Consider the following 23,049-nt stretch of genomic DNA (forward strand, 5'->3'; position numbering starts at 1 on the left):
CATCCACATTCAGCGCTCAAGATGGCTTCCCCTCGGCAGTTCATCAGGGCAAAATCAATCTAGCCGACCTGTCCGGTGAAACGGGGAGCACTCCACCATGGCAGCGGATCTTAAAGGCACGAACTATAGGCTGGTCCCAACTGTGAACAAGCGCGTTGGCGGTCGAAGCGGGATCATGATCGTGGCTACCACCCCTCCAGTTGATAGCCTACTTCCTTTTGAAGAGCAGCGCGATGCAGTGCTGCAGGGCGCGAAAATCACAGAACGCCTTCGCGATTGGTTCGCTATGAACGAGGGTATCGTTCGTAGTTGGGCCCTTCTCGTCACCGAGGTATCACGGCCGAGCTAACTAACGCAGGGCTTAGTTAGTTCGTCGCAACATGCAGGTATACCCTGACGCGACACGCGGCGCGTTAGGGGCTGTGCCGTAACATCTGGGTTGACTTCGCCTATTTGTGACAGGGTAGCCTCGAGCCTAAAGCTTGAGGTTACACATGGCCCGCATCGGTTACGCCCGCGTTAGCACCGTCGATCAGGATTTAAACGTTCAACTCGATCGCCTTCACGCAGAGGGCTGCGAAATCGTCCGCTCAGAAAAGGTATCGGGCGCTAGCCGCTCGGGGCGAGCCGAACTCGACACGGTCATCCAATTCTTGCGGAAAAATGACGAGCTCGTCGTCACCCGGCTTGACCGCCTCGGCCGCGACACCCGCGATGTGCTCAACATCGTACACGACTGCCAGCAGCGCGGCGCCTTTGTCACCATCCTCGACCCGCATGTTTCAACGCGCGGTGAGATGGGGCATATCATTCTCACCGTTTTGGGCATGGTGGCGCAGATGGAGCGCCGGTTCATCAGGGACCGCCAGCGGGAAGGCATCGAACGCGCAAAGTCCATAGGAAAATATAAGGGTGGTATGGCTCGAATCGATCACCAGTTAGTCCGCAGCCTTCGCAATGAAATGACTGTCGCGGCTATAGCAAGACGCATCGGGTGCTCTCGGATGCAAGTCTACAGGATTTTGAAGACAAAATCGGCGGCATAAGCAACCTGATACGCCGTAAATTTAAATGAAGGGGGCGGGTGGCGTCGACCGAAGCGGCAGAATTCTGTAACTGTTGATTCGGGCCTATCCTCCATTGAATTCGGCACGAAACTCGAGCGGGCGACGTCTAAAGGAAAAAATTATGAACGAGCAATCGCCACCTCTGATGGTGGAAAGCAAAGAGCTTTCAATCAATCCCGAGGATTTGTGGCTTGCCGCCGACAAGCTGAGAGGAACTGTCGATTCTTCTGACTATAAGCACGTTGTTTTGGGACTGATTTTCCTAAAATACATTTCCGATGCTTTCGAAGCACGCCGCGCAGAACTGGCTACTGAACTAACAAATGAAGGCATATCCGGAACCGAGATTGAGCCTCTTCTTGAAAGTCGTGACGAGTATACGGCCGAGGGCGTATTTTGGGTGCCACAGGAATCTCGTTGGAGCGAGCTTCAGGCTAATGGCCGCCATCCAAACCTCGGAAAGCTTATCGACGACGCAATGTATGCTATTGAGCGAGACAACCCTAAGCTGAAAGGTAAGTTGCCTCGTGACTATGCGAGAAGGAGCATCCCGTCGGAGCGATTGGGTGGCCTCATTGACCAAATTGCCTCCATCGCCATCGGAACTAAGGACGCGCAGCGTAAGGATATATTGGGGCGAGTTTACGAGTTTTTCCTAGGTAAATTTGCTGCAGCCGAAGGAAAGCTCGGTGGTGAGTTCTTCACCCCGAGCTCAGTCGTGAGGCTAATGGTTGAGATGATCGAGCCTTACGAAGGTAGGGTGTATGATCCTGCTTGCGGGTCTGGCGGGATGTTCGTGCAGTCGGAGAGGTTTGCCGAAGCGCATGGGGGCAGCAAGCGGGATTTGTCCGTTTTCGGTCAAGAATCGAATGCGACCACGTGGCGGCTGGCGCATATGAATTTGGCTATACGAGGCATCGAAGCCAATCTAGGCGACCAGCCTGCAGACTCTTTTACGCGAGACCTGCATCCTGACCTTAAGGTCGACTACATACTCGCCAATCCTCCCTTCAATATATCCGACTGGTCAGGTCAGCTGCTGAGAAACGACGTGCGATGGAAATACGGCGTTCCACCCGTCGGCAATGCAAACTATGCATGGATCCAGCATTTCATACACCATTTGGCCCCTCCCAATGGCAGAGGCGGCGGCACCGCTGCTTTTGTTATGGCGAACGGCTCATTATCATCGAGTAGTAGCGAAGCCGAGATTCGAAAGAATATTATTGATGCTGATCTCGTAGACTGCGTGGTTGCGTTACCATCACAGCTATTCCTCACAACAGGTATTCCAGTCTGCCTGTGGTTCGTCACGCGAGACAAGACGGGCAAGCATTTAGCCAAGGGCAAAGGTGGGCGGGATCGGAGAGGAGAGACGCTCTTTATTGACGCAAGAGATATGGGGGCGATGGAAACTCGGGTGCTGAGGTACCTGACCGGGCGTGACAGCTCGGAGTCCCCACCACCGCCCGACACCGATATTGGAAAGATAGTGCAGACGTACCACGCTTGGAGGGGTGAGGTCGGGGCCAACCAGTACGCTGATCTAAAAGGCTTCTCTAAGGCTGCCACTATCGCTGAAATTGCTGCGAAAGGCCACGTTCTCACACCGGGAACATTTGTCGGAAGCAAAAAGAAAAGCTCCGATAGCGAATTATTCAACGACAAGATGGCTAGGTTAGTTTCTGAATTGTCAGAACAAATGCTGCGAAGCGAAAAACTTAACGGTGCTATCAACACCGCACTAGCGACTGTCGGGTTCGGATTTGACGATGTTAAGTGACGTCGCGGAAATATTGATGGGACAATCCCCGAAAGCGGCGGACGTCAATACCGATGCCAAAGGCTTGCCTCTCCTCAACGGGCCGACTGAATTCGGACCGGACCACCCGGCTCCTGTTCAATTCACGACAAGTCCCGTCCGGGTCTGTCAGAAAGGTGATTTATTGTTCTGCGTCAGAGGGTCGACCACTGGCCGAATGAACTGGGCTGATCAAGCATATGCTATAGGACGAGGCATCGCTGCAATCAGACATAAAAATGGCGAAGCCTTTCAGCCCCTGCTTCGGGCGGTTATCGAGCAGGAACTGGATGATTTGCTTGTGCAGGCAACTGGTTCGACATTCCCGAATGTATCCGCGCGATTGCTTGGCGGCATTCGCTGGCCCGACTTGGATGCGCGGCAGCAAGAGAGCGTCTCAGCGTTTCTCGGAGCGTGTGATCAGCAGATACAACTTACGCGAGAGATTATTAGTGCGCTGAGTGAAATCACCTCTACAATTTACAAGGCGTGGTTCGTCGATTTCCTACCGCTGGAAGCGAAACAGAAAGGTGCGACGTCCTTCCGGGGAATGCCGCAAGCACTCTTTGATGAACTGTCGGATAGCTACGACGTCTCGGAAATAGGGCCTATTCCGAAGAATTGGAGGCTGGTTAGCCTCAAATCGCTATCGACGGAGCTTCGTCGCGGCATCTCACCCGCGTACACAACAAAACGAGGCGTTCTCGTTCTAAATCAAAAATGTATCCGAAACCAAAGAGTAAACTTCGCACTTGCGCGACGCCATGACCCTCAATCTCGGGGCATCGAGGGGCGAGAGATTCAGCTGCACGATATCATTGTAAATTCAACTGGTGTCGGAACGCTCGGACGAGCGGCGCAAATTTATGATCTTAAAGAAGCGACTATCATTGACACTCACTTGACGGTAGTCCGCCCCAATAAGGCTGAGATCAACCCCATATACCTCGGCTTCGAGGTCACTTCAAAAGAAGCGAACATTGAAGCGCTTGGACGAGGTAGCACAGGTCAAACTGAACTTAACAGAGACGAGCTTGGCGCAATGCCCACATTGGTACCGCCGCCTCAATTTCAATGTGCATTTGCAAAAGTTGTATCTCCTTTCATCGCCAAAGCGGTGGTGCTCCGTCAGCAGCTGGAAACAATGCAGACTCTCCGCTCCGTGGCGGCTCCAAGACTAATTCTGGCTGAAACCCTGCGCGAAGGCTGAGAGAGAACCTGATGCTGGATGATGCTTTAGGACGGTTTCAACTTTCGGCATGCCGAGAGTTGATGGATAACCATCCCGAATCTCTCAGGATCCGAGAACAGGTCGAGGCTTTGGAAAGCGCGTTACCTGACAAGCCCGGTGTTGTTGTTTCGTTTTGTAGGACGATTATAGAAACTACCTGTAGGACCATCCTCACCGACCGAGGCGTGCCCCACGAGCCCGGTTGGAAGGCGCCAAAGCTGGTTTCCGAGACTACTAAATATCTCCATCTCGGAGTTCATGACAATGGTCAGGTCGACAGTCGCCTGAGAGATGGCGCGGAAAGACTTGTCAGCGGTGTAAGTTCGATCATCGATGGCGTGATGGCTATTCGCAATGATCACGGTTCGGCGGCTCACGGCGCAGACGCTTACGCTCCGATGCTGGATATTCGATATGCGGAGATTCTTGCGCGAGCCACCGACGCCGTCGTTGGGCTAATGTTTAAGACTCATCTTCAAAGCTCAAATCGCGACCCCCTCGCCCGTTTTCGATATGGTGATCATAAAGAATTCGACGATTGGGTTGATGGCGAGGCAGACGCGATCACTGTATTGGAGACGCCTCTAGTGCCGAGTGAGGCGTTATATCGTACTGACTTCGGGGCCTATCGCACCGCTCTTGTGCAGTTCAAGCAAGATCAACTGGAAGGTCGAAAGCGGCTGCTAGAAGTATTGAGGACACGTCATGTTTGAGCAAGTAGTAGAGCAAGCAACGCTCGGTTGGTTTGAGGCGTTGGGTTATGACGTGAAACGGGGAGCAGAAATTTCTCCGGGTGCGGACATTCCTACTTTGCGTTCAACGTACGAGGACGTTGTACTCCTACCGCGGCTGAAGGCAGCTCTTCGACGTATCAACCCTAACGTGCCTGAGGAGGCTATAGTTCAGGCATCGACTATCATATGCCGTCCCCCTGAAGCAGCTTTAATCACAAACAATCGGTGGCTTCATCGACTATTAACGGGAGGCGTTGACGTCGAATATCGCACACCTGACGGCGATATTAGAGGGGACAAAGTTAAAGTAGTCGACGACGAGGACCCTGACACAAATGACTTCCTTGTAGTATCCCAGTTAACAATCCACGGTCCGGAATTCGTCAGACGTCCAGACATCGTTGTGTATATCAACGGTCTACCGATATCGGTTCTGGAGATAAAGGATCCCTCGTCCAAGTCCGCGACTCTGTCGCGCGCTTTCGAACAGATTCGTGACTATCGCGACAACATACCGGCGCTCTTTGTCTACAACCAAATATTGATGCTCAGTGACGGGGACACAACACGGGTAGGGTCTTTAACTTCAGCCTATGAGCGATTCACCCCATGGCGATCGACTTCAGGGCATGGAGAGACTCAACGTCCCACATTAGAATCGGCAGTAACCGACCTCTTTCGGCGCGACACTATTCTGGAATACATACTTAAATGTATTACATACGACGAGGAGCCTACGACTGGGGCACTTCAGAAGAAAATTGCCGGTTACCATCAATTCCGAGCGGTGCGCTCTGCTACGCGATCATCAAAACTCGGACTTAGACCAGAGGGCGACGGGCGGGGCGGTGTAGTATGGCACACTCAGGGCTCAGGCAAGAGCCTGACGATGCTGATGCTCGCTGGCGCCTTAATTACCGATATAGATCTTCAAAATCCTACCATAGTTATCGTTACGGATCGTAATGATCTTGATGGCCAGTTATATGAGACGTTTGCCAGCGGTCGGGACCTCCTTCGGCAGATGCCCCAACAAGCTGAAAATCGGGAAGATCTTATTGCGCGTCTCGATCGAGCATCTGGCGGCGTCATCTTCACGACGATCCAAAAGTTTAGCGAAAGATCGTCACCAGTTAGTGAGCGAAACAATATTATTGTACTCGCCGATGAAGCTCATCGGAGCCAGTACGGTTTCGTATCCGGTGGCGCACGCTGGATGCGCGAAGCCCTTCCAAATGCGACATTCGTAGGCTTTACAGGAACTCCGATAGAGAGCAGCGACCGCATCACACGGGCGGTGTTTGGTGATTACGTCGACATATATGACATCAAGCAGGCAGTCGAAGACAATGCGACTGTCAAGATCTACTACGAAATGCGCTTGATTAGGCTTTTGCCAGACGAGAATGGCCTCGCAGAAGCTGAATTTAAGTTACATGAGGCGTTTGAGGCCGAGAAGGATGGAGAGGGTGTTCCACCGGATATCTCGATCCCGCTGGAAGAGCTAGCCGGTGCAGCGCCACGACTCCAAAAGGTTGCCGAGGAAATTATCAACCATTTCGAGAAACGCCTCTCGTCGATGGAAGGCAAGGCGATGATCGTCTGCATGAGCCGGGAAATCAGCATGAATCTCTATGATGAGATTGTGCGCGTTCGTCCCGAGTGGCACGACGACGACGACGACAAAGGCTTCATTAAGGTTGTTATGGACGCTGGCATACCACGAAACGCCAGCGCTGAAACGTCGCAGCGAATCAAGTATCATGGGAGAACTAAAGGGCGAAGAGAATATCTTTCGAGGAGGCTCAAAGATAGTACTGACGACCTCAAGATGGTTATTGTGTGCGATATGTGGCTGACCGGTTTTGACTGCCCACCTTTACACACAATGTATCTCGATAAACCACTTGCTGGCCATAACCTAATGCAAGCGATTGCTCGCGTTAATCGGGTTTTCGGTGACAAGCCCGGAGGAGTCGTCGTAGATTTCTTGGGAGTTGCAGATCAGCTTAAGGATGCCATTCAAGTCTATTCGCAAGCCGGTGGCGAAGGTAATCCAGTGGAGAGTATTCAGCAGCGAGCCGTTCCTGAAATGCTGCTACAATACGAGGCTTTAAGAGATTTTTTTGACGGCTTCGATTATGAAGCTCTTTGGCGCGGCAAAGCTTCTGATCGATTGGATGCCGTCGTTGGCGGTGCCAATCATGTTCTCGGAAAGGAAGATGGAAAGCGGCGCTTCATGAACATGGTCGCGGCGGCGTCCAAAGCTTTTGCTTTGTCGGTCCCTCATCCAGAGACCACAGCTGTTCGAGATCACCTCGCGTTTTACCAGTCAGTGCGCGCAGCAATTCAAAAGAGGCTTGGCGATGACGCGCCTTTGCGCACTAACGGGGGCTTTGCGGTTCGACAACTTATTTCAGACGCCGTGTCGACAGGCGGTGTAATTGACCTATTCGAGGCCTCGGGCCTCCCAGACGCCAATATTGGGATTCTGTCCGATGATTTCTTAGACAAGCTCGCTGCGTTACCACAGAAGAACTTGGCACTTGAGGCTATGAAAAAGCTGCTCGCCGAACAGATAAAAAACCGCGAGCAAATCAACCTTGTCCAGTCGCGTAGTTTTCGCGAGTCACTCGAAGCGACTCTAGCGCGTTACTCAAATCGCGCAATTACTACCGCTCAAGTAATCGATGAGCTGGTAAGCCTTGCACGTTTTCTTTCAGCGGCGATCACTCAGGGCAAGGAAACAGGCCTTTCTGATGATGAGATCGCGTTCTACGAGGCTTTGGCCGACAATGAGTCCGCACGTCGATTGATGAAGGATGATAAACTTCAGACGATAGCTCGCGAATTGGCAGAGAGCATCAAAAAAAGAGCTTCGCTTGATTGGACCCAACGAGAAACCGTACGAGCCGACATGCGTCGGACTATAAGAAGATTGCTGGCGAAACATGGCTATCCGCCTGATGCACAAGAAGCCGCAACTCAACTGGTGATCAAACAAGCTGAGTTGATGGCAGATAGGGAACTGGTTTGAAGAAATTCAGCGCTTCGCGGAGAGTCTTCTTCTTCCAGCGTGTCAGACCAGAAATCGGAAGACTGGCGAATGCGATAGGGCGTTTGGCCGGGCGGGTGAAGGGAATCAACCCCGCGTATTTAGTTCTTCAACTGGGGACTCTCGGGAGAAACTTTCGTGCTGGCACGTAGCGAAGCCTCAAGGCATCGAGCTGGATGTGGGGCAAATTGAGGGCTTAGCGCTACGGTGGCGAACAAAATGTTTAAATTTCAGGTATTTATCAAGTTAAGTGGCGGAGAGGGTGGGATTCGAACCCACGATACGGTTGCCCGTATGCCGCATTTCGAGTGCGGTGCTTTCGACCACTCAGCCACCTCTCCGCTTAAAGATGTGTTGCGTTGGTCAGCGCGGGCTGTCTCATAGCGGCGAAAGTTCGGGCTGGCAAGGGGCGAATCGCAAGAGAATGTAAGCTTTTACCTTGACAGTTTTTTATCCCTCACGTATCTCCGCACGCGATCAGGCGTGGAAAAGCTTTCCATGCCTCTTTGTTTGCCTGAAGACATGTGCTTCCCGGCAGATTTCACCGGCGGATCAGATCGAAATTTTCGGCCTGCAATCCCGCTATAGACCGACTGACAAAAAGACGGCCGTCCTTTTAAGGATAAGAGCCGGAAACGAACATGAAAGGATAACCAATGTTCGCAGTCATCAAGACCGGCGGTAAGCAGTACCGCGTGGCAGCCAACGACGTGCTCACCATCGAAAAGCTGGAAGCCGAAGCTGGTTCCGTAGTCGAATTCAACGAAATCCTGGTTGTCGGCGTTGGCGCCGATGCCAAGTTCGGTGCTCCCTTCGTTGCTGGTGCAACCGTCAAGGCTGAAGTTGTCGAACATAACCGCGGCAAGAAGGTCATCTCCTTCAAGAAGCGTCGCCGTCAGAATTCCAAGCGAATTCGCGGTCATCGTCAGCATCACACGGTCGTCCGCATCACGGACATCCAGGCTTAATCCGGGTTTCGAAGGTTTAAAGGAGAACTCCAATGGCACATAAAAAAGCTGGCGGTTCGTCGCGCAACGGTCGCGATTCTGAATCCAAGCGCCTTGGCGTGAAGAAGTTCGGCGGCGAAGTCGTCGTTCCGGGCAACATCATTCTGCGTCAGCGTGGCACGCAGTGGCATCCGGGCGCCAATGTCGGCCTCGGCAAGGACCACACCATTTTTGCGCTTACGGCCGGTAATGTGAACTACCGTACGAAGGCCAATGGCCGAGTATACGTGTCCGTAATGCCGAAAGCCGAAGCAGCAGAATAAAGCCGGTAAGCGTACTTTAGCAGCCGGTGTCACATCGACCCGGTTGAACGCGCAAGGTTCAGTCAGAAAAAAGGGAAGATGGGACACCACCATCTTCCCTTTTTCTTTTTCCCCATCAGGAGGACTGAACATGCAAGGCGAATTATTGAGGGCGAGCCAATCCCGGCCGCCGGAAGAACGGTTGAGACCCGACCGGTCGAGAAGCGATTGCCCCGTCTTATTGTCGAGAAGCCTGGTTCTGCGGGCTCCCCACGAAGAAGACATTGACGCACTTGCCCATCTCGCCAACAATGCGAATATCGCGACCATGGTGTCGCGTATGCCGCATCCTTATACGGCAAAAGACGCTGCCGATTTCGTGCGACGCACGAAGGCCGGCGAGATTGGCAAATGCGTCTATGCGATTACCAAAGGTGACAACGGCGCCTTTATGGGCTGCTGCGCGCTGGAGCCGCAGCTGGATGAGCATACGCTCGAGATCGGCTACTGGCTGGGCGAACCTTACTGGAACCGCGGTTATGCGACCGAGGCGGCCCATGCCCTGATCGACATGGCCTTCCGCACCCGCAACCATATCGATCATATCGATGCGCGCTGCAGGGTCACCAATGTCGCGTCGCGGCGGGTCATCCAGAAATGCGGTTTCCAGTTCCAGGGCTCCGGCATGATCGAATGCGTTGCCGCCGGCGGCATGGTGCCCGTCGAATGGTTCCGGCTCGACCGCAAGACCTGGATGTCATTGCGCAGCTGGGGAGACATGAGATGAACGCCGCTGTTCTGACCAAGACATCTCCGCTGCGCAACTCGCCCGGTCCCTGCCCGGTCATCACCAGCGATCGGCTAACCTTGCGTCCGCACCGGCTTTCGGATGCGGCAGCGATTGCCGAATCGCTGGCCGACTTCAAGGTCAGCCGCATGCTCGCGCGCGTGCCGCAGCCCTATGACCGGCAGGACGCACTGGACTGGCTCGTCCGGCAGACATCCGGGGTGACGCCGGACTGGACGCTGGCGATCACCACCGGTGATGATGTCCATATTGGTATGATCGGCATCGAGCTTAGGCATGGCCAATGGCATCTCGGTTACTGGCTGAACCGGTTCTACTGGGATCGCGGCTACATGACGGAAGCGGTGGTTGCCGTTCTGGAGCGGTTCTTCCGGCGCATGCCGGAAACCGAGATCCATTCGGGCGCCTTTGCCGACAATCTTGCGTCGCTCAACGTCCAGAAGAAGATCGGCTTCCGCATCACCGATGCGAACCAGGTTTTCAGCATGGCGCGCAACGGCATGGTGCCGCATATCGAAACCCTCCTCCAGCCGGAGGCGTTTCGGCGGCCGTCACGACCGTGATGCGGATTTGAGAAAGATGCCCGGCGGCAAGCCGCCGGGTTTTTCAGGCGATCTCGACCCGAACGGGAAAATGATCGGAACCGAGCGTATCGAGATCGACGAAGCAGTCGGTGACGCGCTCTGCCAGACCGGCACTCACAAAACAGTAATCGAGATGCATCTTCTGAGGACCATCACCGGGCGGCTCGGCCCAGCTGTAGCTTTCGAGCGTCAGCTTTCCGGCGCGGCCGAGCACATCAACCGGCTGGTTGGCTCGCAGGGCGCGGCCATAAAAACGATCCGCGCGGCCGACCATGGCAATATATTCGGGCGATTCCGGCTCCATGTTGAAATCGCCCATCATGACGAAATCCTCCGGCAGCGGCGGATCGGCAAAACCCTGATCGGTCGTGCCGGTAATCGCACCACCCTCCGCCACGAAATTCAGAACCCTATCCTTCAGGAAACGGATCTGATCCAGCCGCTCGTCCGGCGAGACATGGTCGAGATGCACGGAATAGGTCCGGAACGCCCCGCCGGGCGCATCGATCACCGCTTCCAGCGCCCCACGCTGCAGGTTGAGTTCGCCGATCGTGCGGCTGCGCGGCAGAAGAAGGTGCCTTGTGGTCAGGATCGGCCAGCGCGACAGGATCATATTGCCGAACTGGAAGCGGCGTTCGATACGCCGGCCACTGTCATGAGAAATGTCGAGCAGCACGTCACAGGGCGCGCCGAAGACGTGGAAATGATCGGGCAACAGCGCCTCGAAACGGGCAACGAGATCGCAATGGCCGTTCTTGTGGAAGCCGCGGGTCACCTCCTGCAAGGCAATGATATCGGCATTTCCGATCTCGGCGGCGATCCGCTCCGGGTCGAAATGACCATCCATGCCGATGCCATATTGAATGTTATAGCTGACGAACTTCATGATAGTCTTTGACCTCTCATCCAACCGACGCTATCGAAACCGCAAAATTGCTTTCGCGAAAAGTCCGAAAGCCCTTTACTACAGGACCTGTGTAGCAAGATGAAATTTCTCGACGAAGCAAAAGTCTATATCCGCTCCGGCGACGGCGGCGCGGGCTCCGTTTCGTTCCGGCGGGAAAAGTTCGTCGAATTCGGCGGGCCGGATGGCGGTGATGGCGGTCGCGGTGGCGATGTCTGGGTCGAGGCCGTCAACGGTCTCAACACGCTGATCGACTTCCGTTTCCAGCAGCATTTCAAGGCCAAGGTCGGCATGCACGGCATGGGCCGCAACCGCACCGGCGCAAACGGCGACGACGTGACGCTGAAAGTCCCGGTCGGCACGCAGATTTTCGAAGAAGACAACGAAACTCTCATCATCGACCTGACCAAGGAAGGCCAGCGGTTCCGACTTGCCAAGGGCGGCAATGGCGGTTTCGGCAATGCACATTTCAAGACCGCGACCAACCAGGCGCCGAACTGGGCCAATCCGGGCCTCGAAGGTGATGAAAAGACGATCTGGCTGCGCCTGAAGCTGATTGCCGATGCGGGCCTTGTCGGCCTGCCGAATGCCGGCAAGTCGACCTTCCTCGCCGCGGTCACCCGCGCGCGGCCAAAAATCGCCAATTATCCGTTCACCACCCTGCACCCGAACCTCGGCGTCGCGACGATCGATGGCCGCGAATTCGTGCTGGCCGATATTCCGGGCTTGATCGAAGGCGCCCATGAAGGCGTCGGCATCGGTGACCGCTTCCTCGGTCATGTGGAACGAACCCGCGTGCTGTTGCACCTGGTTTCCAGCATGGAAGAAAACGTCGGCAAGGCCTACAAGACGGTCAAGACCGAGCTCGAAGCCTATGGCGGCGGGCTGATCGACAAGCCGGTTATCGTTGCCCTTTCGCAGATCGACGTGATCGACGAGAAGGAACGCAAGAAGAAAGCCAAGGAACTGGAAAAGGCGAGCGGGCAGAAAGCATTCCTCATCTCCGCCATTACCGGCGAAGGCATGACGGATGTTCTGAGAGCGCTACGCGATGTCATCATCGAGGCGAGTGGCAGCGGCGAGACGGCGCTTCCCGATCGCTCGACGCCGATCCAGGATTTTGACGAGGACGACGAGGCATGAGTGCCGAGCGGAAATCGCTAAAGAGCCATCGCCGTATCGTCATCAAGATCGGCTCGGCTCTGCTGGTCGACCGCAAGACGGGGCTCAAGACCAGCTGGCTCGATGCAATCTGCGCCGATATCGCGGCGCTGAAGGCTGACGGGATCGAGGTTCTCGTCGTCTCCTCCGGTGCTATCGCCATGGGCCGCACCGTGCTCGACCTGCCCTCGGGCGCGTTGAAGCTGGAAGAAAGCCAGGCGGCAGCGGCCGTCGGCCAGATCGCTCTCGCAAGAGCCTGGTCGGAAAGCCTGTCGCGAGACGATATCGTCGCCGGCCAGATCCTTCTGACCCTTGGTGATACGGAAGAGCGCCGGCGTTATCTCAACGCCCGCGCCACGATCAACCAGCTCCTGAAGATCGGCGCTGTGCCGATCATCAACGAAAACGACACTGTCGCCACCTCCGAAATCCGTTATGGCGACAATGACCGGCTCGCCGCGCGCGTAGCCACCATGACTGGCGCCGACCTTCTCGTCCTCCTCTCGGATATCGACGGGCTTTATACGGCGCCGCCGCATCTCGATCCGGATGCGAAATTCCTCGACATCATTCCGGCGATCACGCCTGAGATCGAAGCCATGGCCGGCGGGGCTGCTTCGGAACTGTCGCGTGGCGGCATGCGCACGAAGATCGATGCTGGCAAGATCGCGACTGGCGCAGGCTGCGCTATGATCATCGCCTCCGGCAAGACCGACCATCCGCTGCGTGCCATCGAACAGGGCACGCGCTCCTCGTGGTTTTCGCCGTCCGGTACGCCGGTCACCGCCCGCAAGACATGGATTGCGGGCCAGCTGCTGCCGGCCGGCCAGCTTTTCCTCGACGAAGGCGCCGAAAAGGCGCTCGGCAGCGGCAAGAGCCTGCTTCCTGCTGGCGTGCGCAGGATCGAAGGTAATTTCCATCGTGGAGATACGGTGGCGATCATCGGCGCCGACGGGCATGAAATCGCCCGTGGACTGGTCAGTTATGATGCCGAGGAAGCGCGCCAGATCACCGGCCGCAAGTCGAGTGAGATCGAGGCGATCCTGGGTTATGCCGGGCGCGCCGCCATGGTTCATCGCGACGATCTGGTGATGACCGGCGCCGTGCGCCGTGGCGCGAAAAAGGAAGACCGCAAGGAGGATGCCGCCCATGCTTGATAAGGTCGCAAAAGCGGACGACATCGCCGCCCTGATGGACGAAATCGGCCGCAACGCCAAAGCAGCCGGGCGCGCGCTTGCGACGGCTTCAACCGAGGCCAAAAACAAGGCGCTCGAGGCCATGGCCGATGCCATCCTGGCAGCAAAGGACGAGATCCTCGCCGCCAACGCGGCGGACCTGAAAAATGTCGAGGGCAAGGATCTCCTGCCCTCCTTCATCGACCGCCTGACGCTGACCGAAAAATCGATCACCGGCATGGCGGAAGCCTTGCGCGAGATCGCCGCCTTCAAGGATCCGGTCGGCGAAGTGATAGCAGCCTGGGAACGGCCGAACGGGCTGAAGATCGAGCGGGTGCGCACGCCGCTCGGCGTCATCGGCGTGATTTATGAAAGCCGCCCGAACGTGACGGCCGACGCCGGCGCGCTGTGCCTCAAGGCCGGCAATGCGGTTATCCTGCGTGGCGGTTCGGATTCGGCGCAGTCATCGCAGGCGATCCATCGCTGCCTCACCGCCGGCCTCAAGTCTGCTGGCCTTCCCGAACATGCGATCCAGATCGTTCCGACCACGGACCGTGCGGCCGTCGGCGCCATGCTGTCGGGTCTCGGTGGCGCGATCGACGTTATCGTTCCGCGCGGCGGCAAGAGCCTTGTTGCCCGTGTGCAGAACGAGGCCCGCGTGCCCGTCTTCGCGCATCTGGAAGGTCTGTGCCATATCTATGTGGACGCGTCCGCCGATCTCGACATGGCAAGGAAGATCGTCGTCAACGCAAAGATGCGCCGCACCGGCGTCTGCGGCGCGGCCGAAACGCTGCTGGTCGATAGCGCCGCGATCGGCACCCATCTTATACCGATCCTCGAAGCACTGACGGAAGCCGGCTGCGAAGTTCTCGGCTCCGCAGCCGTGCTGAAAGTGTTTCCGGGCCTCAAGCCGGCAACCGAAGAGGACTGGCGCACCGAATATCTTGATGCAGTCATTTCGGTGGCGATCGTTGACGGTATTTCCGGCGCGATCAGGCACATCAACACCTATTCGTCGAACCATACCGAAGCCGTCCTCGCCGAAGACCCTGCCGTGGTTACCCGCTTCTTCAACGAGATCGATTCGGCCATTCTGTTGCACAATGCCTCGACCCAGTTTGCCGATGGCGGCGAATTCGGCATGGGCGGCGAGATCGGCATTTCGACCGGCAAGATGCATGCGCGTGGCCCGGTCGGTGTCGAACAGCTGACATCCTTCAAATACCGCGTGCACGGCACCGGCCAGATCCGGCCCTAAATCCCAGTGGCTGATGATGTGACGGAAGAAACAGTCGATCGGCACTATCTGTCCATGCCGCATGCCGAGCGCGGCATGGCCGTTGGCCTGTTTGGCGGGTCGTTCAACCCGCCGCATGCCGGCCATCTCCTTGTTGCAGAAATCGCCCTGCGGCGGCTGGGGCTTGATCAGCTCTGGTGGATGGTCACACCCGGCAATCCACTGAAGAGCCGCTCCGAACTGGCCTCACTCGGCGACAGGCTGGCGATGTGCGAGCAGCTGATCCACGACCCGCGCATCAAGATCACCGCCTTCGAAAAAGCCCTCGGCGGCGCTTACACGGCCGATACGCTTGCCCATGTGAAGGCTCGCAATCCTCATATCCACTTCGTCTGGATCATGGGCGCCGATAGTCTGCAGACCTTCCATCTCTGGCAGAAATGGCGGGAGATCGCCACGACGTTTCCGATCGCAGTCATCGACCGGCCGGGCGCGACCCTCTCCTTCCTCTCATCGAAAATGGCCCGCACCTTCGATTACGCGCGAGTGGATGAGGACGATGTCGGCACGTTATGGAAGCAGAAGGCGCCGGCATGGACCTTCATCCACGGCCCCCGCTCGACCCTGAGCTCCACGGCGATACGCGCCACGAAAGCCCCGCAACCGGAGTGAAGACCGGCCATGTGACACTTCGTTGAAGTTTTCCGGCAGTCGATCACCTTTTTGGACAAACCCTTGAAACATTAACCATTCGGTGCCAACTTTGCATAAGCGGGCGATTCTGATTTCACCCGCTGGAAGTGCATGTTGCTGTTACCTGGACGAAAGGACAAACCCTGACAACAGTACACGCCAAGGGGAAGGTGCCTGGCATCCTCCCGCAGAGCCTGGAACGTGGCGCCGATGCCGCCGCCCGTGCTCTCGAACTGGTCCTCGCAAGCCTTGAGGACTCCAAAGCTGAAGATATCGTCTCCATCAACATTGTCGGAAAATCCGCTCTGGGCGACTACATGGTCGTGGTCTCCGGGCGATCGACCCGGCATGTCATGGCGATCGCCGACCATCTGATGAAAGACCTGAAGGACGAAGGCCTCGGTACGGCCCGCGTCGAAGGTCTCGAAACCGGTGACTGGGTGCTGATTGACACGGGCGACATCATCATCCACGTGTTCCGCCCCGAAGTCCGCGAGTTCTACAACATCGAGAAGATGTGGGCCGCTCCGGATATCGAGGAAGGCACACTGCTACACTGACAGGCTTTTAAGGCACGTCCTTTAAAGTCGGGTTGGTTCGGATTTGATCTGGAGGCGATGAGCATCTGCTCTTCGCCGAGAGAGAATTTCGGCGAGTTTCGGTAGCCAAACCAACGGATCAGGACATGCGAATCAGCCTCTTTGCCGTAGGACGGCTCAAAGCCGGCCCGGAGAAGGATCTTGCGTCGCGCTATCTCGACCGCTTTGCCAAGGCTGGCCCGGCGGTAGGGCTGGAATTGGCCAAAATGGTCGAGGTCCAGGAGAGCCGCGCCTCCAATGCCGAGACGCGCAAGCGCGAAGAAGGCGGCATGCTCGAAAAAGCGCTGCCGGAAGGTGCCATCCTCATCCTGCTCGACGAACGCGGCAAGGCGCTCGACAGCGAAGCCTTTGCGGACTTCATCGGCCGGCACCGCGACAATGGAAAGCGCGACATGCTGCTGGCGATCGGCGGCGCCGACGGGCTCGACCCTGAACTTCGCGCCCGCGCAGACATGGTGATCAATCTCGGCACCATGACTTGGCCGCACCAACTCGTGCGCATCCTCATCGCCGAGCAGCTTTACCGGGCCGTGACCATTCTTTCCGGCCACCCCTATCACCGCGTCTGAGCCCGGCTGACGCCAGACATCTCCCTCAGTCGATCACGGCTCACGCAAGCTGAACTTCTTAAGCTGCGACAAACGCGACTTGGGAAATCCCCCGGGGAAATCCTTGGAAGCTTCAGCTATCGTTTACCTTCAAACACGATGTTGTTTGTGGCCTGGCTGAGCAAATCAGCTTACCTTTTCGGCCGATTGATCTTCGGAGAACCAATGACAAAAAAGGGAGCGATAGCCTTGGCCCCGACGCTGCTGTCGATTTCGACGGCCGTCGCCATTGCGTCCCTTGTCGTCTCCGAACTGCCCGGCGCGGCGCGCGCGCAGGTGACAGAAACCCCTGCGCCACCGGCGGCGGCTGCAGAAACGCCCGCTGTCGATCCCACCGCCGAACTGCAGAAGAAGCGCAATGAAACTCGCGCGGAACTCGAAGTTCTGGGCAAGACGATGAGCCTCTCCACGGAGAAGACCGCGGAGATTGAGCGCAGTATCGCCGACATCAAGAAGACCTCCGCAGACGTTCGCCAGGCGCTGATCGATTCGGCCGCCCGCCGCAAGGATCTGCAGGCAAAGACACTGGCGAGTGAAAAGAAGATCGCCGAGCTCAAGGTGAAGGAAGACGGCATTCGCACCGCCTTGCGCAGTCGTCGCGGTGTTCTTGCGGAAGTGCTGGCCGCGCTTGAACGTATGGGCCGAAGCCCGCCGCCGGCGCTCCTCGTGACGCCGGAAGATGCTCTCGGATCGGTTCGCAGCGCCATCCTGCTCGGCGCCGTCGTGCCCGGAATGCGCGCAGAAGCGGACAGGCTGGTGGCGGATCTCCAGTCGCTTGCGACCCTTCAGGCCACGGCCACCAAGGAGAAGGACACCGCGACACAGACGATCGCCGCCGGCATCGAGGAAGAGCGGCGGATGAACCTTCTGCTTGCCGAAAATGACAAGCTGAATGCACAGAACCAAAAGGACCTTGAGGCCGAACGCGCCCGCTCGCAGGAACTGGCCGGTCGCGCCACATCGATGCAGGACCTGATCCAGTCGCTCGAAGGACAGATTGCCTCTGTTCGCCAGGGCATAGATCAAGCGCGCGCGGAGGAAGAACGCCGTCGCCAGCTATCTGACGCCGACCGCGAAAAGGCCCAACAACTCGCGCAAAGCGGTGTGCCTGACAAAAACCGCATTGCGCCCGCATACGCGTTTTCAAGCCTCAAGCAGAAGCTGGAGCTACCCGTAGCCGGAGATATATTGCGTGCATTCGGTGATCCTGACGGGACGGGGCATCCGGCCAGAGGTGTGACGGTCGCATCCAATCCGGGCTCGGTCGTAACCGCACCGGCGGACGGGCTGGTTGTTTTCGCAGGAGCTTTCAGAAGTTATGGACAGATGGTCATCCTCAACGCAGGCGATGGATATCACATCGTTCTGGCGGGGATGGATGCTGTGAATGTGCGGCAGGGCAAGTTCGTGTTCTCCGGCGAGCCGATAGCTGCGATGGGTGAGAAAAGAGTGGCAAGTGCAACCGCGTTGGCGCTGGAAACAGATCGTCCGACGCTTTACATTGAATTTCGAAAAGACGGGACGCCGGTTGATTCTAAGACCTGGTGGACCGTGAAGGAACCTGGAAGGGCGCGCAATGATTCGTAGGGCTTCTCTTGTTATCGTCGGTGCACTCCTCGGTGCGACCGCGATGAGCGTCATCTATTCGGCCGGAGTGCCGGCCCAGGCCGCCGGCCCCTCGACCTACAAGGAACTGTCGGTTTTCGGTGATGTATTCGAGCGCATCCGTGCACAATACGTGACGCCCCCGGATGAAGAAAAGCTCGTTGAGGCTGCCATCAATGGCATGCTGAGCTCGCTCGACCCGCATTCGAGCTTCATGAATGCCAAGGACGCCGAGGACATGCGCACGCAGACCCGCGGCGAGTTCGGTGGCCTCGGCATCGAAGTGACGATGGAAAACGAGCTGGTTAAGGTCATCACGCCGATCGACGACACACCGGCAGCCAAGGCCGGCATTCTCGCCGGCGACTATATCTCGGAAATCGACGGCACGGCCGTTCGTGGCCTGAAGCTTGAAGATGCCGTCGAAAAGATGCGCGGCGCCGTCAACACGCCGATCAAGCTCACCGTCATCCGTCAGGGTGCCGACAAGCCGCTCGACATCACGGTCATGCGCGACATCATCGCCGTTCGCGCCGTCAAGTCGCGTGTCGAAGGCGGCGACGTCGGTTACGTCCGCGTCATCTCCTTTACCGAGAAGACCTATGACGACCTCGAAAAGGCGATCAAGAAGATCAAGGCCGACGTACCGGCAGACAAGCTCAAGGGTTACGTACTTGATCTACGTCTGAACCCAGGCGGTCTGCTCGATCAGGCGATCAACGTTTCGGATGCCTTCCTCGAAAGGGGCGAAGTGGTGTCGACCCGCGGCCGCAATGCCGACGAGACCCGCCGCTTCAACGCTGGTCCAGGCGACCTGACTGACGGCAAGCCGGTCATCGTTCTCGTCAACGGCGGCTCGGCCTCCGCCTCGGAAATCGTCGCAGGCGCCCTTCAGGATCTGAAGCGTGCAACGGTTCTCGGCACCCGCTCGTTCGGCAAGGGCTCCGTCCAGACGATCATTCCGCTCGGTGAAGCAGGCGCGCTGCGCCTGACGACGGCGCTCTATTACACGCCGTCGGGCAAGTCGATCCAGGGCACCGGCATCCAGCCGGATATTAAGGTCGACCAGCCGCTGCCGCCGGAACTGCAGGGCAAGGTGAAGGCCGAGGGCGAATCGAGCCTGAAGGGTCATATCCAAGGCGCTGCCGAGACCGACGAAGGCTCCGGCTCCGCAGCTTACGTCCCGCCGGAAACGAAGGACGATATCCAGCTCAACTACGCGCTGGACCTGCTGCATGGCGTCAAGACCGACCCGTCCTTCCCGGCCAACCCGGACAAGGCCGCCGCTGCGGTGAAGAAGTAAGAGACCAGAAAGACAGGACGGCCGAACCGCAAAGGTCCGGCTGTCCTTTCCCATCGGGTTTCCGGATTTTAAAACAGTGACTTGGGCCGCGACTTGGGCAGTGATCTCCACGCACCGCTGGGACAGGACCGGCAGGCCGGCAGGCGCCACAATACCTGGCTGTCTGCGTCTCTCGTCTTCGGTTGCATGGCCGTGGGCGCAGTTCTTGTCCTCTCGCTCTATGCGATGCGCGGTGACGACAAGCTGAAGCAGGTCGCGGCTGTTGCCAAGACGGAGCAGGCACCGGCGACTGCATCCGACAACCGACCTACCTCATCGCACAACGATCCCAGCGGCATGCCGAGATCAAACCCGAATTCCGGCGCCAATATCGAGCGAACACTCACGAACGACGGTTCGGTTGTCACAAAATACACGCCGCGCCAGCGCGACGGCAAAGGCCCGATCCTCATCGACGCACAGCGGATCGGCCAGGATCCACGTGTCGCCGCCCAGCCCAATGAGGCCCTTCTCGAAGATTCTCCGGACGGCCGCCTGCCTATCATCGGCCCCGACGGAACGCGGCCGATGGATCAATATGCAAGGCCCTGGTCTGGCGCCAGGGGCACGCGTATTGCGATTGTCGTCGGTGGTCTGGGTCTGAGCCAGACGGGCACACAGCGCGCCATACAGCAACTGCCCCCATCCGTGACATTCGGAATGGCGGCCAGTGGCAACAGTCTTCAGCGCTGGATGCAGGAAGCTCGCCGCACAGGCCACGAACTTCTGATCCAGGTACCACTAGAGCCTTTTGATTACCCGGCAAACGATCCAGGCCCCGGCACTTTGCTGATCAAGTCTTCGGTCAAGGACAATCTCTCGCGGCTGCATTTGGCAATGGGCGAGATCACCAATTATACCGGGATTATGAATTATCTCGGAGGTCGCTATCTTTCGGATGCCGGCGCGCTCGAGCCGATGCTGAAGGATCTCTCGAAACGCGGCCTTCTTTTTCTTGACGACGGCACATCGGCGCAGTCGAAGACGGCAGTGGTCGCCAAGGCGCTGCAGCTGCCGCATGCCTTCGGCGACCTCACGCTTGATGACCAGCTACAGAAAGATGCGATCCTGAAGAAACTCGACGAGCTTGAACGGATTGCACAACGGCGCGGTCAGGCAATCGGCGTGGCATCGGCTTTCGACGAAAGCATCGACGCCATCCGCGAGTGGAGCGAGGAAGCGACCCAGCGCGGCATAGAAATCGTCGGCATTTCCGCGCTCGCGCGCGACAGCGTCGACCCCTGAAGGATAGGTAGAGGCATGGCCAAGAAGAACGAAAAGCCGGTGAAGGCGGAAGATCTCCCTTACCGCCCCTGCGTCGGGATTATGGTGCTCAACAAATCGGGGCTTGTCTGGGCCGGTCGCCGCATCAAGGACGGCAATACGGAATATGACGGCTCGCCGCAGCTCTGGCAGATGCCGCAGGGCGGGATCGACAAGGGTGAGGATCCGATGCCGGCAGCTTACCGGGAACTCTATGAAGAGACCGGAATACGTTCGGTCACCCTGCTTGCCCAGTCGAGCGACTGGATCAATTATGATCTGCCGGCGCATATGATCGGGATTGGCCTCAGGGGCAAATATCGCGGCCAGACCCAGCGCTGGTTCGCCTTCCGCTTTGAGGGCGACGAAAGCGAGATCGCCATCAACCCGCCCCCTGGCGGTCACGAGGCCGAATTCGATGCCTGGGAATGGAAGCCAATGGCAGACCTTCCCGGCCTGATCGTGCCCTTCAAGAGAGCGGTCTACGAAAAGGTGGTAGAAGAGTTCCGGCATTTGGCCGAGGCTTGAGCCTAGGTAAGCGCTCCATTTGGCGAGCGCGTTGTGGGGAATATCTCCCGAAAGAGGGCACGAGCTTTCGGATAAAGGCGTCCGAAGAAAGAAGCTGAAGCGCGATAGCGGAGCTGAAGGGGCGCGACCCGCTTGGGGCTACCGCTGTAAACCGAAGAATCGCTTTGAGCATTCAATGAAACGGCGAGACTTTACAGCTGCATTAAAGCGGCGAGCGGCGCGGCAAATATGCATGGGCTGGCCGTTTAAGATCTTCGCTTTTCGCACCAGTCAAAGCCGGGCCATATTTTTGAAGCGCGCGCTGAAAACGCAGAAGTAAGCCTGCATTCTCGACTAGGCATATTGAAAAGCCGGCCGAAATTTCGCTTCGGCCGGCTTTTGCTTTAAAAATTACTCGGCAGCGTCAGCGGATTCCGCGTTGAGCTGGCCATACTTCTCTTCACCGATCTTGGCGAGGAGGTCCAGCTGGGTTTCGAGGAAATCGATATGACCTTCCTCATCCATCAGAAGGGCTTCGAAGAGCTTCATGGAGACATAGTCTCCGGCCGCGTGACAGATGTCGCGCGAAGCCTTGTAGGCCGTGCGGGCGTCGTATTCGCCGGCAAGATCAGCTTCTAGAACTTCCTTGACGTTCTGACCGATACGCGGAGGTGCAAGGGTCTGCAGGTTGGGGTGACCTTCGAGGAAAATGATGCGGTCGATCAGGCGATCGGCATGCTGCATTTCTTCGATGGATTCGGCCCGCTCCTTTTTCGCGAGCTTGGTAAAGCCCCAGTCGCTCAACAGGCGATAGTGCAACCAGTACTGGTTAACTGCGCCGAGTTCGAGAAACAAAGCCTCGTTAAGCCGCTCGATGACTTTTGAGTCGCCTTTCAATGTCCGCTCTCCTGTTTTCCTCATGGAACTGTTTTAAGCGAGACATATATACAACGACATCAGCCTCCGTCGAGTGGTGCTCGGCGTGATAGGCTTCGGTGGTGCGGATAATCAGGTCGACGACATTCGGGAAGCAGCCGCAACAGCGGCCTCGTTTCGCCATGGCATGATAGACCTTGGACGGAACAATCAGCTGCCAACAGTCTTCGTCAAGAAGCTGGACGATCGTGTCCCGGATCTCCTTGTCGGTAATGTAATTACAGCTGCAGACGAGCATTATGGTCGGCCTGGTAACATGACATCAATCCTCTCCTTTTCGCAAAAGCGGACAGTTGGTGTCAAGAAAAATGCGATCACAAGGCTGAGCTTTTTAGAATCTACTTAGAAAGAAAACAGATTTCACAGCGCTCTGTCGTATCCGCAGACCCGAACGTCTCGATTTCAGTGACCGAAAGCCATGCCTGAGGTCACCAATCAATGGAGGCCAGGCTCTCACATCAGAAGGATAGGCAAGATCAGTTTTCGATGC

22 protein-coding genes, 1 tRNA gene and 1 pseudogene are annotated in these 23,049 nt (G+C 57.2%); 20 read left to right on the top strand and 4 right to left on the bottom strand.

Annotation, left to right across the window (positions count from 1 at the left end; genetic code table 11):
* Positions 1-97: 97 nt before the first annotated feature.
* From FHW37_RS33970 to FHW37_RS28930, 6 genes are all read left to right on the top strand, one after another.
* Complete coding sequence (locus tag FHW37_RS33970; protein WP_210249342.1) at positions 98-349, top strand: hypothetical protein; 252 nt, start codon at positions 98-100, stop codon at positions 347-349.
* A gap of 145 nt (positions 350-494) precedes the next feature.
* Positions 495-1,046 carry a recombinase family protein gene (locus FHW37_RS28910; RefSeq protein WP_145642799.1) on the top strand — a complete coding sequence of 184 codons (552 nt, stop codon included), beginning with the start codon at positions 495-497 and terminating at the stop codon, positions 1,044-1,046.
* 142 nt (positions 1,047-1,188) lie between these two features.
* Positions 1,189-2,850: a type I restriction-modification system subunit M gene (locus FHW37_RS28915; protein ID WP_210249343.1), complete on the top strand. Its 1,662-nt coding sequence runs from the start codon at positions 1,189-1,191 to the stop codon at positions 2,848-2,850.
* The gene (locus tag FHW37_RS28920) at positions 2,840-4,078 is read left to right on the top strand and encodes a restriction endonuclease subunit S (protein ID WP_145642801.1); all 1,239 of its coding nucleotides are present in this window, start codon (positions 2,840-2,842) and stop codon (positions 4,076-4,078) included. The genes FHW37_RS28915 and FHW37_RS28920 overlap by 11 nt, the downstream gene beginning before the upstream one ends.
* An 11-nt stretch (positions 4,079-4,089) precedes the next feature.
* Entirely contained in the window at positions 4,090-4,812 is a 723-nt protein-coding gene (locus FHW37_RS28925; RefSeq protein ID WP_145642803.1) for an abortive infection family protein, read from the top strand.
* Positions 4,805-7,870 carry a type I restriction endonuclease subunit R gene (locus FHW37_RS28930; protein ID WP_145642805.1) on the top strand — a complete coding sequence of 1,022 codons (3,066 nt, stop codon included), beginning with the start codon at positions 4,805-4,807 and terminating at the stop codon, positions 7,868-7,870. The genes FHW37_RS28925 and FHW37_RS28930 overlap by 8 nt, the downstream gene beginning before the upstream one ends.
* Positions 7,871-8,139: 269 nt before the next feature.
* Here the strand turns inward: FHW37_RS28930 and FHW37_RS28935 are convergent.
* A tRNA-Ser gene (locus FHW37_RS28935) sits at positions 8,140-8,229 on the bottom strand.
* A gap of 315 nt (positions 8,230-8,544) precedes the next feature.
* Here FHW37_RS28935 and rplU point away from each other — a divergent pair.
* The 4 genes from rplU to FHW37_RS28955 all read left to right on the top strand — a co-directional run bounded on the left by rplU (position 8,545) and on the right by FHW37_RS28955 (position 10,508).
* Positions 8,545-8,856, top strand: a complete 312-nt coding sequence (gene rplU / locus FHW37_RS28940) for a 50S ribosomal protein L21 (protein WP_145642807.1) — start codon at positions 8,545-8,547, stop codon at positions 8,854-8,856.
* A 32-nt stretch (positions 8,857-8,888) separates the two neighbouring features.
* Positions 8,889-9,158, top strand: a complete 270-nt coding sequence (rpmA, locus tag FHW37_RS28945; RefSeq protein ID WP_113004827.1) for a 50S ribosomal protein L27 — start codon at positions 8,889-8,891, stop codon at positions 9,156-9,158.
* A 130-nt stretch (positions 9,159-9,288) separates the two neighbouring features.
* Positions 9,289-9,924, top strand: coding sequence for a GNAT family N-acetyltransferase (locus tag FHW37_RS28950; RefSeq protein ID WP_145642809.1), 636 nt, complete (start codon positions 9,289-9,291; stop codon positions 9,922-9,924).
* On the top strand, positions 9,921-10,508 hold the full coding sequence (locus FHW37_RS28955) for a GNAT family N-acetyltransferase (protein ID WP_186458461.1): 588 nt from the start codon (positions 9,921-9,923) through the stop codon (positions 10,506-10,508). The genes FHW37_RS28950 and FHW37_RS28955 overlap by 4 nt, the downstream gene beginning before the upstream one ends.
* A 43-nt stretch (positions 10,509-10,551) precedes the next feature.
* On the opposite strand, the gene FHW37_RS28960 is transcribed toward FHW37_RS28955, so the two are convergent.
* On the bottom strand, positions 10,552-11,415 hold the full coding sequence (locus tag FHW37_RS28960) for an endonuclease/exonuclease/phosphatase family protein (RefSeq protein ID WP_145642813.1): 864 nt from the start codon (positions 11,413-11,415) through the stop codon (positions 10,552-10,554).
* Positions 11,416-11,514: 99 nt separating this feature from the next.
* On the opposite strand from FHW37_RS28960, the gene obgE reads away from it, so the two are divergent.
* The 10 genes from obgE (at position 11,515) to FHW37_RS29010 (ending at position 21,644) form a co-directional block, all read left to right on the top strand.
* Complete coding sequence (gene obgE, locus FHW37_RS28965) at positions 11,515-12,576, top strand: GTPase ObgE (RefSeq protein ID WP_145642815.1); 1,062 nt, start codon at positions 11,515-11,517, stop codon at positions 12,574-12,576.
* Positions 12,573-13,751: a glutamate 5-kinase gene (proB, locus tag FHW37_RS28970; RefSeq protein WP_145642817.1), complete on the top strand. Its 1,179-nt coding sequence runs from the start codon at positions 12,573-12,575 to the stop codon at positions 13,749-13,751. Before obgE ends, proB begins: the two co-directional genes overlap by 4 nt.
* A complete protein-coding gene (locus FHW37_RS28975; RefSeq protein WP_145642819.1) occupies positions 13,744-15,027 on the top strand; it encodes a glutamate-5-semialdehyde dehydrogenase in 1,284 nt (427 codons plus the stop codon). Before proB ends, FHW37_RS28975 begins: the two co-directional genes overlap by 8 nt.
* A 54-nt stretch (positions 15,028-15,081) precedes the next feature.
* Positions 15,082-15,678 (top strand): nicotinate-nucleotide adenylyltransferase, encoded by a 597-nt coding sequence (locus FHW37_RS28980; RefSeq protein ID WP_186458468.1) that lies wholly within the window; start codon positions 15,082-15,084, stop codon positions 15,676-15,678.
* Between the two features lie 128 nt (positions 15,679-15,806).
* On the top strand, positions 15,807-16,259 hold the full coding sequence (gene rsfS, locus FHW37_RS28985; RefSeq protein ID WP_145642823.1) for a ribosome silencing factor: 453 nt from the start codon (positions 15,807-15,809) through the stop codon (positions 16,257-16,259).
* Between the two features lie 125 nt (positions 16,260-16,384).
* A complete protein-coding gene (gene rlmH / locus FHW37_RS28990; protein ID WP_145642825.1) occupies positions 16,385-16,867 on the top strand; it encodes a 23S rRNA (pseudouridine(1915)-N(3))-methyltransferase RlmH in 483 nt (160 codons plus the stop codon).
* Positions 16,868-17,071: 204 nt separating this feature from the next.
* Positions 17,072-18,493: a murein hydrolase activator EnvC family protein gene (locus tag FHW37_RS28995; RefSeq protein WP_145642827.1), complete on the top strand. Its 1,422-nt coding sequence runs from the start codon at positions 17,072-17,074 to the stop codon at positions 18,491-18,493.
* Entirely contained in the window at positions 18,483-19,814 is a 1,332-nt protein-coding gene (locus tag FHW37_RS29000) for a S41 family peptidase (protein ID WP_145642829.1), read from the top strand. Before FHW37_RS28995 ends, FHW37_RS29000 begins: the two co-directional genes overlap by 11 nt.
* A 93-nt stretch (positions 19,815-19,907) precedes the next feature.
* Entirely contained in the window at positions 19,908-21,098 is a 1,191-nt protein-coding gene (locus tag FHW37_RS29005) for a divergent polysaccharide deacetylase family protein (protein ID WP_145642831.1), read from the top strand.
* Positions 21,099-21,113: 15 nt separating this feature from the next.
* Positions 21,114-21,644, top strand: coding sequence for an RNA pyrophosphohydrolase (locus tag FHW37_RS29010; RefSeq protein ID WP_145642833.1), 531 nt, complete (start codon positions 21,114-21,116; stop codon positions 21,642-21,644).
* A 390-nt stretch (positions 21,645-22,034) separates the two neighbouring features.
* On the opposite strand, the gene bfr is transcribed toward FHW37_RS29010, so the two are convergent.
* The gene (gene bfr / locus FHW37_RS29015) at positions 22,035-22,520 is read right to left on the bottom strand and encodes a bacterioferritin (RefSeq protein WP_145642835.1); all 486 of its coding nucleotides are present in this window, start codon (positions 22,518-22,520) and stop codon (positions 22,035-22,037) included.
* Positions 22,486-22,877 (bottom strand): annotated as a pseudogene (locus FHW37_RS34285) ((2Fe-2S)-binding protein). The gene bfr and the pseudogene FHW37_RS34285 overlap by 35 nt, the downstream one beginning before the upstream one ends.
* Positions 22,878-23,049 lie beyond the last annotated feature (172 nt).

It is taken from the genome of Neorhizobium alkalisoli (assembly GCF_007829835.1).
Taxonomy (GTDB): Bacteria; Pseudomonadota; Alphaproteobacteria; order Rhizobiales; family Rhizobiaceae; genus Neorhizobium.

What these genes read in the sequence shown, in the direction of transcription:
- FHW37_RS33970 (WP_210249342.1), top strand. Translation starts at nt 98, where the DNA reads ATGGCAGCGGATCTTAAAGGCACGAACTATAGGCTGGTCCCAACTGTG.
- FHW37_RS28910 (WP_145642799.1), top strand. Translation starts at nt 495, where the DNA reads ATGGCCCGCATCGGTTACGCCCGCGTTAGCACCGTCGATCAGGATTTA.
- FHW37_RS28915 (WP_210249343.1), top strand. Translation starts at nt 1,189, where the DNA reads ATGAACGAGCAATCGCCACCTCTGATGGTGGAAAGCAAAGAGCTTTCA.
- FHW37_RS28920 (WP_145642801.1), top strand. Translation starts at nt 2,840, where the DNA reads ATGTTAAGTGACGTCGCGGAAATATTGATGGGACAATCCCCGAAAGCG.
- FHW37_RS28925 (WP_145642803.1), top strand. Translation starts at nt 4,090, where the DNA reads ATGCTGGATGATGCTTTAGGACGGTTTCAACTTTCGGCATGCCGAGAG.
- FHW37_RS28930 (WP_145642805.1), top strand. Translation starts at nt 4,805, where the DNA reads ATGTTTGAGCAAGTAGTAGAGCAAGCAACGCTCGGTTGGTTTGAGGCG.
- rplU (WP_145642807.1), top strand. Translation starts at nt 8,545, where the DNA reads ATGTTCGCAGTCATCAAGACCGGCGGTAAGCAGTACCGCGTGGCAGCC.
- rpmA (WP_113004827.1), top strand. Translation starts at nt 8,889, where the DNA reads ATGGCACATAAAAAAGCTGGCGGTTCGTCGCGCAACGGTCGCGATTCT.
- FHW37_RS28950 (WP_145642809.1), top strand. Translation starts at nt 9,289, where the DNA reads ATGCAAGGCGAATTATTGAGGGCGAGCCAATCCCGGCCGCCGGAAGAA.
- FHW37_RS28955 (WP_186458461.1), top strand. Translation starts at nt 9,921, where the DNA reads ATGAACGCCGCTGTTCTGACCAAGACATCTCCGCTGCGCAACTCGCCC.
- FHW37_RS28960 (WP_145642813.1), bottom strand. Translation starts at nt 11,415, where the DNA reads ATGAAGTTCGTCAGCTATAACATTCAATATGGCATCGGCATGGATGGT.
- obgE (WP_145642815.1), top strand. Translation starts at nt 11,515, where the DNA reads ATGAAATTTCTCGACGAAGCAAAAGTCTATATCCGCTCCGGCGACGGC.
- proB (WP_145642817.1), top strand. Translation starts at nt 12,573, where the DNA reads ATGAGTGCCGAGCGGAAATCGCTAAAGAGCCATCGCCGTATCGTCATC.
- FHW37_RS28975 (WP_145642819.1), top strand. Translation starts at nt 13,744, where the DNA reads ATGCTTGATAAGGTCGCAAAAGCGGACGACATCGCCGCCCTGATGGAC.
- FHW37_RS28980 (WP_186458468.1), top strand. Translation starts at nt 15,082, where the DNA reads ATGCCGCATGCCGAGCGCGGCATGGCCGTTGGCCTGTTTGGCGGGTCG.
- rlmH (WP_145642825.1), top strand. Translation starts at nt 16,385, where the DNA reads ATGCGAATCAGCCTCTTTGCCGTAGGACGGCTCAAAGCCGGCCCGGAG.
- FHW37_RS28995 (WP_145642827.1), top strand. Translation starts at nt 17,072, where the DNA reads ATGACAAAAAAGGGAGCGATAGCCTTGGCCCCGACGCTGCTGTCGATT.
- FHW37_RS29000 (WP_145642829.1), top strand. Translation starts at nt 18,483, where the DNA reads ATGATTCGTAGGGCTTCTCTTGTTATCGTCGGTGCACTCCTCGGTGCG.
- FHW37_RS29010 (WP_145642833.1), top strand. Translation starts at nt 21,114, where the DNA reads ATGGCCAAGAAGAACGAAAAGCCGGTGAAGGCGGAAGATCTCCCTTAC.